Origin of the sequence: Micromonospora sp. NPDC048930 (assembly GCF_043197935.1) — a bacterium.
In the GTDB taxonomy this organism is placed as follows: Bacteria; Actinomycetota; Actinomycetes; order Mycobacteriales; family Micromonosporaceae; genus Micromonospora.
This window is the reverse complement of sequence record NZ_JBICUB010000004.1, coordinates 100,107-112,480: the sequence shown is the minus strand read 5'-3', so window position 1 is coordinate 112,480 and position 12,374 is coordinate 100,107. Positions and strand designations below refer to the sequence as shown.

The window sequence follows — 12,374 nt, the reverse complement described above, 5'->3', positions numbered from 1 at the left end:
ACGCCGTGCCCAGTTCCCGCCTGCTCATCGGTCCGTTGCTACGGCGGGTCGTCGGCACGCGGGCGACCGTCTGGGTGGAGACCAGCGCCCCCGCGCAGGTCACCGTCCGCACGGCCGGCGGCGCCCGGGGCAGCTCGCCCACCTTCTCGGCGTACGACCACCACTACGCGATCGTGGTGGTGGAGGGGCTGACCCCGGACAGCACCACCAGCTACGAGGTGCTGATCGACGACGAGGTCGCCTGGCCGGTGCCGGAGAGCGGCTTCCCGGCCAGCGTGATCCGGACCCGCGCGGCGGACGACCGGGAGCAGCCGGTCAGCCTGATCTTCGGCTCGTGCCGGGAGACCACCCAGCACGCCACGGCCCGCAAGCTGCCCCCGGACGCGCTGGACGCGTACGCCCGGCGGCTGATGGCCGACCCGGACCCCGCCGCCCGGCCCGACCTGCTGGTGCTCCTCGGCGACCAGGTCTACGCCGACGTCACCTCGCCGACCGTGCGCCGGCTGCTGCGGCGGCGCCGGCGCCGGCCCACGGCGGCCCCGGCGACCCAGGTGGTCAGCTACGACGAGTACACCAAGCTCTACCTGGAGTCCTGGCGCGACCCGGAGATCCGCTGGCTGCTCTCCACCGTGCCGAGCGTGATGATCTTCGACGACCACGAGATCATCGACGACTGGAACACCTCGGCGTCCTGGCGGGCGGACATGCGCCGGCAGCCGTGGTGGGCCGAGCGGATCCGCAGCGGGCTCGCCTCGTACTGGGTCTACCAGCACCTGGGCAACCTCGCGCCGGACGAGATCGCCGCCGACCCGGTGTACGCCAAGGTGATGGCCGCCGAGGACGCCACCGGCGTGCTGCACGAGTTCGGCGAGCGGGTGGACCGGGAGGCCGACGTCGCGCACGACACCGAGCGCTGGCGGGCCGTGCAGTACCAGTGGAGCTACGCCCTGGACCTGGGGCGGACCCGGCTGGTGATGCTGGACAACCGGTCCAGCCGGGTGCTGGAGTCGGGCAACCGGGCGATGCTGCCGCCGGGTGAGTGGTCCTGGTTCCTGGACCGGGCGCACGGCGTCTACGACCACCTCGTCGTCGGCGCCTCGCTGCCCTGGCTGCTGCCGCCCGGCATCCACCACGTCGAGGCGTGGAACGAGCGGCTGGCCGATTCCCGCCGGCCCTGGGCGGCGAAGGTCTCCGAGCGGCTCCGGCGGGCGCTGGACCTGGAGCACTGGGCGTCGTTCCGGCGCTCGTTCGACGCCCTCGGCGAGCTCTTCGCCCGGCTGGGCAGCGGCGGCGCGGCCGGGCCGGGGGCCCGGGTCGGCGCGGGTCCGGCGTACGCGGCCCCGGCGTCGATCAGCGTGCTCTCCGGGGACGTGCACCACTCGTACGTGGCCCGGGCCCGGTTCGCCGACCGGAGTGTCCACACCCCGGTGCACCAGCTCACCTGCTCGCCGATCCACAACCAGGTGCCGGCCGCGATGCGTCCGCTGATGCGGCTCGGCTGGAATCCGGGGCCGGCCGCCGCCACCCGGGCCCTGGCCCGCTCCGCCGGGGTACGCCGGCCCTCCGTGCGCTGGAGGAAGCTGGCCGGGCCGTACTTCGGCAACGCCATCGCCACGCTGACCCACCGGGGCCGTGCGGCGGAGGTGCTGATCGAGGGCACGACCAGCGACGGCCACCTGCGCACCGTGGCGCGGCAGCGGCTCAGCGACGAGCCGTGAGTACCCTTTCCTGCGTGGACGATCACCTGCCGGAGAGCCTGCGCGCGGTGGAGCACGAGCTGACCGCGCTGCTGCGCCGCGGGCGCGCGCTCTCCTGGGAGATCGCCCGGGAGGTGCATCCCAACCTCGAGCCGAACGCGTACGGGTTGCTGCTCTGGCTGCGCCGGTCCGGCTCGATCCGGCTGACCGACCTGGCGGCCAAGCTCGGCATCGGCAAGGGCACCCTGAGCCGGCAGATCAACGGCCTGGAGTCGCTGGGCCTGGTCCGCCGGGACCCGGACCCGACCGACCGGCGGGCCGCCCAGCTCAGCCTGACCGAGGAGGGCACCCGGCGGTTCGACACGGCCCGGGCGGCCCGGCTCGGGCAGATCCGGCGAACCCTCGAAAGCTGGCCGAAACAGGACGTCGAGGACTTCGCCCGGCTGATGCACAAGTTCAACGAGACTTTCTGACGCGCCGCGCCCGGGCCGGAGGAATAAGACCTGCGCCACGCGCGGTTGTTGCTTGAGGCAACCAAGCCTTACGGTTGCCGGAGACAACCTTTTCTCCCGACATGTCCGGAGGCACTCCACGATGACCCAGGCGACAGCGCCCACCCGGGCGACCGCCGTCGGCATGACCCACCGGCAGATCCTGGAGGCGCTCTCCGGCCTGCTGCTGGGCATGTTCGTCGCGATCCTCTCCTCCACGGTCGTCTCCAACGCGCTGCCGCGGATCATCACCGAGCTGCACGGCGGCCAGTCCGCGTACACCTGGGTGGTCACCTCGACGCTGCTGGCGACCACCGCGACCACCCCGATCTGGGGCAAGCTCGCCGACCTGACCAGCAAGAAGATCCTGGTCCAGCTCGCCCTCGCGATCTTCGTGCTGGGCTCGGTGCTGGCCGGGATCTCCCAGTCCACCGGGCAGCTCATCGCCTGCCGGGTGGTCCAGGGCGTCGGCGCGGGCGGCCTGACCGCCCTGGCCCAGGTGATCATGGCGACGATGATCGCCCCGCGCGAGCGCGGCCGCTACAGCGGCTACCTCGGCGCGGTGATGGCGCTCGGCACCATCGGCGGCCCGCTGATCGGTGGCGTCATCGTCGACACCGACTGGCTCGGCTGGCGCTGGTGCTTCTACGTCGGCGTGCCGTTCGCCATCCTCGCCCTGGTGGTGCTCCAGAAGACCCTGCACCTGCCGGTGGTGAAGCGCTCGGTGAAGATCGACTGGTGGGGTGCCACCCTGATCACCGCGGCCGTCTCGCTGCTGCTGATCTGGATCACCCTGGCCGGCGACAAGTACGACTGGATCTCCTGGCAGAGCGCCGTCATGGTGGCCGGGGCGCTGCTGCTCGGCGCGCTCGCCATCCGGGTGGAGCAGCGGGCCGGCGAGCCGATGATCCCGCCGCGCCTGTTCCGCAGCCGCACCATCACCCTCGCCGTGGTCGCCAGCATCGCGGTCGGCGTGGGCATGTTCGGCGCCTCGGTCTTCCTCGGCCAGTACTTCCAGATCAGCCGCGGCGAGAGCCCGACCATGTCCGGCCTGATGACCCTGCCGATGATCCTGGGCCTGCTGGTGGCCTCCACGGTGGTCGGCCGGATCATCACCAACACCGGCCGCTGGAAGCGGTACCTGGTCGCCGGCTCGATCCTGCTCACCGCAGGCTTCGCCACCATGGGCACGCTGCGCGCGGACACCCCGTACTGGCGGATCGCCATCTTCATGGCGCTGATCGGCCTCGGGCTTGGCATGACCATGCAGAACCTGGTCCTGGCCGTGCAGAACACCGTCGCCACGCACGAGCTCGGCGCGGCCAGCTCGGTGGTCGCCTTCTTCCGCAGCCTCGGCGGCGCGATCGGCGTGAGCGCCCTCGGCGCGGTGCTCGGCCACAAGGTCAAGGACTACCTCGCCGAGGGGCTGGCCGGACTGGGCATCAAGGCGTCCAGCTCCGGCAGCGGCGGTACGCTGCCCGACGTGCACACCCTGCCCGCCCCGATCCGGGCCGTCGTGGAGGCCGCGTACGGGCACGGGGCCGGGGACATCTTCCTGGCCGCCGCCCCGTTCGGGCTGATCGCCCTGATCGCGGTCGTCTTCATCAAGGAGGTGCCGCTGCGCCGGCACACCGGCGACGCGATCTCCGCCGAGGTCGACCGGGAGTCGACCGTCGCCGCGGGCGCCGGTGCCCCGGTGGTACGCACCGGAGCCGGGGACTGACCCATGAGCGCCTCAGTCGAGCGTGAGGAGTACGGGCCGGAGCACCGTCCGCTGCCGTTCGAACGCGGCACGGACGGGCCCCGGGTGGTGCTGGTCGGCGTGGACGGCAGCCGCACCTCGCTGCGGGCCGGCTCGTACGCGGCGGGCCTGGCCCGCCGGCAAGGCGCCGGGCTGGTGGTGGTCTTCGTCAGCTCACCTGCCCCGTACGCCGGGATCATGTCCGGCGTGGTGGCCGGGGCGGTCCAGCAGACCCATGACGAGCTGGCCACCGAGCTGCGTGAGGAGTGCCGGCGCGGGGCCGAGGAGCTGGGCCTGCCGGTCACCTTCCTGTGCCGGCGCGGCGACGCGTACGCCGAGCTGTGCAAGGCGGCCGACGAGCACCGCGCGGACCTGGTCGTGGTGGGGTCGTCCGAGCAGGCCGGCCACAAGCTGGTGGGCTCGGTCGCGACCCGGCTGGTGCGCACCGGCCGCTGGCCGGTCGTGGTGGTGCCCTGAGACGCAAGGAAGGGCCCCTTGTTAACGCGTCGCGTTGTGCCGGGGCCCCTCCTAACATCCTCGGGATGACGTGGACAGCACCCGAGATCGACCGCCGACACGAGCCGTACGTCGCCGACGAGCGCACCATGCTCCAGGGCTGGCTCGACTACCACCGCGACACCCTGCTGCACAAGTGCGCCGGCCTGACCGCCGAGCAGCTCCGGACCGCCAGCGTGGAGCCGTCCGGGCTGACCCTGCTCGGCCTGGTCCGGCACCTGGCCGACGTGGAGCGCTGGTGGTTCCGGATCCGGTCCGCCGGCGAGGACATCCCCGGCCTGTACGACGGCGACGAGGACCCCGACGCCGACCTGAACGCCATCGCCGAGGCCGACCCGGAGGAGGCCTTCGCCACCTACCGGGCCGAGGTCGAGGCGGCCGACCGGGCGGTCGCCGGCCTGCCGCTGGACCACACGTTCCCGCGTCCCCGCCGGGACGGCAGCACGGACGAGATGAACCTGCGTTGGGTCTACGTCCACATGATCGAGGAGTACGCCCGGCACAACGGCCACGCCGACCTGATCCGCGAGCGGATCGACGGGGTCACCGGGGACTGACCGGCACGTCGGCGAGGTGGCGGGATCCCGGCCCGCGGAACACCGCCACCTCGGCGCGGCGCAGCTCAGTACGCCAGCGCGGCGCGCAGGTAACGCAGGTCGTTCGGGCCGGTCCAGCGGTGCGCGGAGAGCCCGGCCACCCGGGCGCCGGCCACGGCCCGGTCCTCGTCGTCGACGAAGAGCACCCGCGACGGCGGGGTCTCCAGCGCCTCGCAGGCCGCCTGGAAGTACTCCTTCGCCGGCTTGTTCACCCCGACCACCGAGGAGTTCACCACCGCGTCGAACTCGTCGGTGAGGCCGAGCGTGGCCAGGTCGGCGTCGAGCTGGTCGGTGGCGTTGGTGCCCAGCCCCACCCGTACGCCCGCCTCCCGCACCTGGCGGACGAACCCGAGCACCTCCGGGTCGACCTCGCCCCGGTAGCGCTGCCACTTCCCGACCGCGGCGCGGGCCCGCTCGGCACCCACCGACGGGGTGAGCGCCTCGGCCACGCTGGTCATCCACTGGGCGTGGCTGACCTGGCCGGTGAGCACCGGCTGGAGCAGCCCCCAGGACATCGCGATCTCGCTGAGGACGCCCTCGGTGAGCCCGTACTCCCGCTCGACGCCGGCGGCCACCGCCGGGTCCCAGCGGCGCAGCACGCCGTCGAAGTCCACCAGGAGCGCCGTGGCGCGTTCCCGACTCACTCGTTCGTCTCCTGCCCGTCGTCGTCGGCCCGGTTGAGCCGTTGGCTGATCACCTGGGTGACCCCGCTGCGCATGGTCACGCCGTACAGCGCGTCGGCGATCTCCATGGTCCGCTTCTGGTGGGTGATCACGATCAGCTGGCTCTTCTCCCGCAGCTGCGCCAGCAGCGTGATCAGGCGGCCGAGGTTGACGTCGTCGAGAGCCGCCTCCACCTCGTCCATGATGTAGAACGGACTGGGCCGGGCGCGGAAGATCGCCACCAGCATGGCCACCGCGGTCAGCGACCGCTCGCCGCCGGAGAGCAGGGACAGCCGCTTGATCTTCTTGCCCGGTGGCCGGGCCTCCACCTCGACGCCGGTGGTCAGCAGGTCCTCCGGGTCGGTGAGCACGAGGCGTCCCTCGCCGCCGGGGAAGAGCACGGTGAACACCTGCTCGAACTCCCGGGCGGTGTCCTCGAACGCGCTGGCGAAGACCTCCAGGATCCGGTCGTCCACGTCCTTGACGACGGTGAGCAGGTCCCGCCGGGTCGCCTTGAGGTCCTCCAGCTGCTCGGAGAGGAACTTGTAACGCTCCTCCAGCGCGGCGAACTCCTCGAGGGCGAGCGGGTTGACCTTGCCGAGCAGGGCCAGCTCCCGTTCCGCCTTCGCGGCCCGCTTCTCCTGCACCGGGCGCTCGTAGCGGACCGGCTCGGGCACCGGCCGGCCTTCCTTCTCCGCCAGCGCGACATCGGCCTGGGTGGGCGGGACGAGCTGGTCCGGGCCGTACTCGGCGACCAGCGTCTCCACGTCGAGGCCGAAGTCCTCGGCGGCCTTGGCCTCCAGCTGCTCGATGCGCAGCCGCTGCTCGGCGCGGGCCACCTCGTCCCGGTGCACCTGGCTGGTCAGCCGTTCCAGCTCGGCGCCGAGCCGCTTGGCCGCGCCGCGTACCTCGGACAGCTCGGCCTCACGGGCGGCGCGCTCGCGGGCGACCTCGTCCCGGTGCTCCTCGGCCCGGGCGATCGAGACGCCGAGCCGGGTCAGCGCCTCGCGGGCGCCGCCGACCACGGCCCGGGCGATCTCCGCGCCCCGGGTGCGGGCCGCGCGCCGGGCGGCGGCGCGCTCCCGCGCGGCCCGCTCGGCGTTGGCCTGCCGCGCCAGCGAGTCGGCCCGGCCGGCGATCGAGGAGACCCGCTCCTCGGCGGTACGCACCGCGAGCCGGACCTCCATCTCGTTCTGCCGGGCCTGCGGCACCATCGCGGCGAGCTGGTCGCGCTCCTCGGTGGACGGTTCGGCGTCGAGCGGGGTGGCCTCGGCCAGCCGCAACCGCTCCTCCAGCTCGGCGAGGGCCTGCAGGTCGCGTTCCCGGGCCGCCTCGGCGCGGGCCCGGGACTCGCCCAGCCGGTCGGTCTCCGCCTTCGCGGACCGGGCAGCCGCGCCCAGCTCGGCCAGCCGTCGGGCGGCGGCGTTGCGGTGGCTCTCCGCCTCCCGCTTCGCCGCGGCGGCGTGCTGCACGGCCTCCTTCGCGGCGGCCACCTCGGCGCGCGCCTCGACCAGTTGCTCGCGCAGTTCGGCGCTGGTCCGCTCGGCGGCGGCCCGGTTGGCCCGGGCCTCCTCGACGGCCGCCTGCACCTCGATGAAGCTGGGCGCCTTGGCCGACCCGCCGGCCGCCGCGTACGCCCCGACCACGTCGCCGTCCGGGGTGACCGCGCGCAGCTCCGGCTTGCCGGCGACCAGATCGGCCGCGGCGGAGAGGTCGTCGACCAGGACCACGTCGCGCAGCGCCCGGTGCACGGCCGGGCGGATCTCGGCGGCACACTCCACCAGGTCGGGCGCCCACCGGGCGCCGTCGGGCAGCTTCGGGCGCAGCGCGTCGGCCGGGCCGTCCATCCCGGGTCCGGCGGGGCTGCCGACCAGCAGGCCGGCCCGGCCCGCGTCGGAGATCTTCAGCAGCCGCATCGCCTCCACGGCCTCGTCCACGCCGCTGACCGCGACCGCGTCGGCGAGCCCGCCGAGCGCGGCCGCGAGGGCCGCTTCGTGGCCGGGGGCGACGGTGAGCAGGCCGGAAAGGCTGCCGAGCAGGCCGGGCACCTGGTCGGCGCGGGCCAGCAGGGCCCCGGCGCCGTCCTTGCGGCGCAGGCCGAGGGCGAGCGCCTCCTCCCGGGCCTTCCAGGTGGCCGCGTCCTTCTCGGCGGTGCGCTCGGCGTCGGACAGGCTGCGGACGGCGGCCTGCGCCTGTTCGTGGACGGCGACGGCCTCGGCGTGCCGGGCGTCCAGGTCGGCGTTGTCCCGGTCCGCCTCGGTGGACTGCTCGGCGACCGCGTCGAGCTCCGCCTGGGCCTTCTCGGCGCGGGCGAGGGCGTCGGCGTGCGCGGCGGCGAGCCGTTCGATCTCCTCGCCGGCGCTGGTGGTACGGGCCCGGGCCGAGTTGACCTGCCCGGTCAGCCGGGCCAGCCCCTCGCGCCGGTCGGCGATGGCCTTGGCGGCGGCGACCAACTCCCGCTCGGCGGCGGCGAGCTGCCGTTCCAGTTCCTGCCGGTGCTCGACCGCCTCGGCGAGCCGGATCTGGTCCTCGGTGAGCGCCGCGCGCAGCTCCTCCTCCTGCTCGCGGACCCGCCGGGACTCGGCCTCGAGCTGGTCGGGGTCGCGGCCGGGGCGCTCGTCGTCTGGGGTGGCGCTGAGGTGGCGCAGCCGTTCCCGGGCGAGCTGCTCGATGGAGCGGAACCGCTCCTGGAGCGCGGAGAGCTTGTACCAGGTGTCCTGCGCGGCGGCGAGCAGCGGGGCGTCCTCGGCGAGGGCCGCCTCCAGCTCGCCCAGGCGGGCCTGCACCTCGGTGTGTTCCGCCTCGATCTGCTCGCGCCGCTCGCGCACCGCCGTCTCGTCGGCGATCTCCTTGTCCAACGTGGTACGCAGGGTGTGCAGGTCGTCGGCGAGCAGGCGCAGCCGGGCGTCGCGCAGGTTGGCCTGGATGGCGGCGGCCCGGCGGGCCACCTCGGCCTGCCGGCCCAGCGGCTTGAGCTGGCGGCGCAGTTCCGCGGTGAGGTCGGTGAGCCGGTTGAGGTTGGTCTGCATCGCGTCGAGCTTCCGCAGCGCCTTCTCCTTGCGCTTGCGGTGCTTGAGGACGCCGGCCGCCTCCTCGATGAACGCCCGCCGGTCCTCCGGCTTGGCGTGCAGCATCCCGTCGAGCCGGCCCTGCCCGACGATGATGTGCATCTCCCGGCCGATGCCGGAGTCCGACAGCAGCTCCTGGATGTCGAGCAGGCGGCAGGAGTCACCGTTGATCTCGTACTCGCTCTCGCCGGAGCGGAACATCCGGCGGGTGATGGAGACCTCGGTGTACTCGATCGGCAGCGCGCCGTCGGTGTTGTCGATGGTGAGGGTGACCTCGGCCCGGCCCAGCGGCGCCCGCCCGGCCGTGCCGGCGAAGATGACGTCCTCCATCTTGCCGCCGCGCAGCGCCTTGGCGCCCTGCTCGCCGAGCACCCAGGCGATGGCGTCCACGACGTTGGACTTGCCGGAGCCGTTCGGGCCGACCACGCAGGTGATCCCGGGCTCCAGCTTCAGCGTCGTCGCGGAGGCGAAGGACTTGAAGCCCTTCACCGTCAGGCTCTTGAGATGCACCTTCTCGATCCTCGTCCGGTGGCCGCCGTACCGTCGCCGGCTGCGCGGACCTGGTGAACCCGCAGACTAACCCGTGGCCGGGAACACGCTGCTACGCGACCCACCCCACGCCGGGAGTGTCCGGTTTCCCGCCGCTCCGGTCACCGGTCGGAAAGTGCAAGATCATAATGCCGGCCAGCAATTTCGGATGGGCCGACCAAGATCGGAAGAGCGGGCCCGGAAAACATAAATGCGGTACACAAAGCTGCGCGCCGGCACTGCGGTGTCGGCGCGCGATTTCGTGTGGTGCTATTCAGTTTTTCCCGAGGACCGGAGATCAGGTCAGTGCGGGCTCGGCCAGCCGGAGGAGGTCGTCGGTCTCCGCCGCAGCCGCCGCCAGCCGATCGTTGTCGGCGCGCAGACGTGTGATCTCGAACTCCAGTGCCTGGACCCTGGCACGCAGTCGGGTGACCTCGTCGAGCAGACGCCGGTCGGGCGCTGCACCTACGTGGCCGTAGAGGGCCTTCGCCATGCTGACTCCTTGATATGCGCTGCCGGAAAGGCCGGCCAACGCGCGCCCATTGGTTCGCGGCTGTCATCCCGCGAAATCCGGGCATGACTGGGCGCGACTGGCGACACCTATATATTGAGCCGTACACCCCTCCTTCGTCAAGTTCTCGCAGGCCGTAGATCATCTTTGCGTCGGCCTGTCCACTCGCCGGGGGGCTGCCGTAAGGCGCGGACACGCTCTGTCCGGACGAGATAACTGTACGCCCGGAAATGTGTGAACGCCTCACCCTCGGTGTCGGGTTCCCCTTAACTCTCTCTTAGCCAGGTTGCCGCAGTTCACGGGGCACCCGTAGCGTCACCCCGGCCCGCAACCGACCCGTGGAGGGGACAGGCGTGTACCGCTGGACCGACCCGAGCGAACCGGAAGGCGTTCCAAGACGCCCCGAGCCACCGACCGACGAGGGACCGGCCTGGCTCACCGACCGGCCCGAGCCGCGGTCGTCCTACCTGTTCGGCGACGAGCCGGAGCAGCCCGGTGCGGACTGGGCCGACGCCCCGACCGGCGTCTGGCACGCCGACGCCGGGGATTCTCCGTGGCGGAACGCCCCCACCGACCACCCGCCGCACGCCGACCGGACCGGGTACGTCCCGGCCGTCGACCACACCGCCGCGTACCCGCCGGTCGACCCGTACGAGCGGGGCACCGGGGAGCAGCCGGCCACCACCTGGCGTCCGGCCGCCGCCGAGCCGGCCGGGGAGGGGGGCCGGCACCGGCAGAAGCGCCGCTTCCCCCGGCCCCTGGTGATCGGTGGGGCCGCCGCCGCGGCGACCCTCGTGGTGAGCCTCGGAGTGGGTGCCGTGATGCTGCCGAGCAGTGACGAGCAGGCCGAGCCGACGTCGGCCGACGGCGCGATCGCCGCCGCCCCGGCCGCCCCGGGCAGCACCGGCGCCGCGCCCGGCGACGCCCTCGCCGCGCCCTCCCCCAGCACCTCGCCGAGCAGCCTCCGGCCCAGCCCGACCCGGACCGCCACCCCGAAGCCCAGCCGGACCACCGCCCCGTCCCGGCAGTTGCAGCGCAGCACCGCGCCGAGCAGCACCGCCCGGACCGCCACCTCAGCCGGGATCACCGCCGAGCTCCAGCAGGTCGTCGACCTGGTCAACAAGGAGCGGGCGAAGGCCGGCTGCAAGGCGCTGGCCATCGACGACAAGCTGATGCTGGCCGCCCAGCGGCACAGCCAGGACCAGGCCGACCACAAGACCATGTCGCACGACGGCAGCGACGGCAGCGACGTCGGCGACCGCCTCGACCGGGTCGGCTACGCGTGGCGGGCGTACGGCGAGAACGTCGCCTGGAACCAGCAGACGCCGGCCGCGGTCATGGACGCCTGGATGAACAGCCCCGGCCACCGGGCCAACATCCTGAACTGCTCGTTCACCGAGATCGGCGTCGGCGTGGCGCGGAGCAACGGGCCGTACTGGACGCAGGACTTCGGCACCCCGCGCTGATCCGCGTCGTGACCGGCCCCGCGCTCGTTTGACCGGTTGAGGTACGCCGGCCCGGCCGGCGCGTGCCGGTCGGGGCCGGCGTGCCGGACCGCTCGGCGTACCGGTTGGGGGGCGGCGAGGAGCCGCCCGCGACCCGGGAGCTGTCGATGCGGATCCGGCCGACGTGGGCCGTACCGCTCCCCCGGTCGGCCCGCGTCCCACGGTGCGGGCCGAGCCGGGGCGTGGCGGCACTGCTGACCATGCTCCTGCTCGGCCCGCTGCCGGGATGCCGCGAGCCGATCGTCCCGCCCGGGGCGCCCACCCCGTGGCCGAAGGCGCTCGCCCGGCACTGGCAGTGGCAGTGGCAGCTCGCCGGCCCGCTGGACGTCACCGCCGACGCGGACGTCTTCCTGCTCGACCCGGTCCGCACCACGTCCACCGAGACCACCGCGCTGCGCGCCCGGGACCGCCGGCTGGTCTGCCAGGTGCACGTCGGGTCGTACGCGACCACCGACCCGGACGCCGACCGGTTTCCGGCGGACATCCGCGGCACGCCGGTGGTCGGCCGGCCGGGCAGCCGCTGGCTGGACGTACGCCGGTGGGACGTGATCGGGCCGGTGCTCGCCGACCGGTTCCGGCTCTGCCGGGGCAAGGGCTTCGGCGCGGTGGCGCTCGACGACGCCGACGCCTACCTGCACCGCTCCGGCTTCCCGCTCTCCTTCGACGACCAACTGCTGTTCAACCGGCGGGTGGCCCGGCTCGCCCGCTCCCTCGACCTCTCCCCAGGGCTGATCGACGACGTGCCGCAGGTGGCCGCGCTGGCCCCGGACTTCGACTTCGCGGTCAACCAGGAGTGCGTACGCCGCCGGGAGTGCGCCAAGCTGCTGCCCTTCGCCGACGCGCACAAGCCGGTCTTCCACGTCGAGTACACCGGCGACCCGGCCGCCTTCTGCGTCACCACGGTCGGCTACGGCTTCGCCTCCATCCTCAAGGACCGCACCCTCGACGCCTGGCGCGACCCCTGCCCCCTCCCCTGACCCGCTCGGTCGGGCTGCCGTGATGCCTGGCGCGGCTCGGGCGCGGCACGCCGAGGTCGGGCGGGACAGCGCGGAGGGCCGG

General features: G+C 73.5%; 10 protein-coding genes. 7 read left to right on the top strand and 3 right to left on the bottom strand.

All coding sequences use genetic code 11. The annotated features are described in order from the left end of the window. Window positions 1–5 precede the first annotated feature (5 nt). The 5 genes from ACGFI9_RS12665 to ACGFI9_RS12645 all read left to right on the top strand — a co-directional run bounded on the left by ACGFI9_RS12665 (window position 6) and on the right by ACGFI9_RS12645 (window position 5,002). Window positions 6–1,718, top strand: coding sequence for an alkaline phosphatase D family protein (locus ACGFI9_RS12665; protein ID WP_393178091.1), 1,713 nt, complete (start codon window positions 6–8; stop codon window positions 1,716–1,718). A 14-nt stretch (window positions 1,719–1,732) separates the two neighbouring features. Continuing rightward, window positions 1,733–2,170 carry a MarR family winged helix-turn-helix transcriptional regulator gene (locus ACGFI9_RS12660; RefSeq protein WP_393178090.1) on the top strand — a complete coding sequence of 146 codons (438 nt, stop codon included), beginning with the start codon at window positions 1,733–1,735 and terminating at the stop codon, window positions 2,168–2,170. 121 nt (window positions 2,171–2,291) lie between these two features. Further along, window positions 2,292–3,911, top strand: a complete 1,620-nt coding sequence (locus tag ACGFI9_RS12655; RefSeq protein ID WP_393178089.1) for an MDR family MFS transporter — start codon at window positions 2,292–2,294, stop codon at window positions 3,909–3,911. A 3-nt stretch (window positions 3,912–3,914) separates the two neighbouring features. Continuing rightward, window positions 3,915–4,406: a universal stress protein gene (locus tag ACGFI9_RS12650; RefSeq protein ID WP_393178088.1), complete on the top strand. Its 492-nt coding sequence runs from the start codon at window positions 3,915–3,917 to the stop codon at window positions 4,404–4,406. A 65-nt stretch (window positions 4,407–4,471) separates the two neighbouring features. Beyond that, window positions 4,472–5,002 carry a DinB family protein gene (locus ACGFI9_RS12645; RefSeq protein ID WP_393178087.1) on the top strand — a complete coding sequence of 177 codons (531 nt, stop codon included), beginning with the start codon at window positions 4,472–4,474 and terminating at the stop codon, window positions 5,000–5,002. Between the two features lie 65 nt (window positions 5,003–5,067). Here ACGFI9_RS12645 and ACGFI9_RS12640 read toward each other — a convergent pair whose 3' ends face one another. The 3 genes from ACGFI9_RS12640 to ACGFI9_RS12630 all read right to left on the bottom strand — a co-directional run bounded on the left by ACGFI9_RS12640 (window position 5,068) and on the right by ACGFI9_RS12630 (window position 9,792). Then, entirely contained in the window at window positions 5,068–5,685 is a 618-nt protein-coding gene (locus ACGFI9_RS12640) for an HAD family hydrolase (protein WP_393178086.1), read from the bottom strand. Next, window positions 5,682–9,281: a chromosome segregation protein SMC gene (gene smc, locus ACGFI9_RS12635; protein ID WP_393178085.1), complete on the bottom strand. Its 3,600-nt coding sequence runs from the start codon at window positions 9,279–9,281 to the stop codon at window positions 5,682–5,684. The genes ACGFI9_RS12640 and smc overlap by 4 nt, the downstream gene beginning before the upstream one ends. 316 nt (window positions 9,282–9,597) lie before the next feature. Next, a complete protein-coding gene (locus tag ACGFI9_RS12630; RefSeq protein ID WP_393178084.1) occupies window positions 9,598–9,792 on the bottom strand; it encodes a hypothetical protein in 195 nt (64 codons plus the stop codon). A gap of 371 nt (window positions 9,793–10,163) precedes the next feature. Here ACGFI9_RS12630 and ACGFI9_RS12625 point away from each other — a divergent pair, with 371 nt between their 5' ends. Both ACGFI9_RS12625 and ACGFI9_RS12620 read left to right on the top strand, forming a co-directional pair. Next, on the top strand, window positions 10,164–11,276 hold the full coding sequence (locus tag ACGFI9_RS12625; RefSeq protein ID WP_393178083.1) for a CAP domain-containing protein: 1,113 nt from the start codon (window positions 10,164–10,166) through the stop codon (window positions 11,274–11,276). 221 nt (window positions 11,277–11,497) lie between these two features. Next, complete coding sequence (locus tag ACGFI9_RS12620) at window positions 11,498–12,292, top strand: endo alpha-1,4 polygalactosaminidase (RefSeq protein ID WP_393178082.1); 795 nt, start codon at window positions 11,498–11,500, stop codon at window positions 12,290–12,292. Window positions 12,293–12,374 lie beyond the last annotated feature (82 nt).

What these genes read in the sequence shown, in the direction of transcription:
- ACGFI9_RS12655 (WP_393178089.1), top strand. Translation starts at nt 2,292, where the DNA reads ATGACCCAGGCGACAGCGCCCACCCGGGCGACCGCCGTCGGCATGACC.
- ACGFI9_RS12650 (WP_393178088.1), top strand. Translation starts at nt 3,915, where the DNA reads ATGAGCGCCTCAGTCGAGCGTGAGGAGTACGGGCCGGAGCACCGTCCG.
- ACGFI9_RS12645 (WP_393178087.1), top strand. Translation starts at nt 4,472, where the DNA reads ATGACGTGGACAGCACCCGAGATCGACCGCCGACACGAGCCGTACGTC.
- ACGFI9_RS12630 (WP_393178084.1), bottom strand. Translation starts at nt 9,792, where the DNA reads ATGGCGAAGGCCCTCTACGGCCACGTAGGTGCAGCGCCCGACCGGCGT.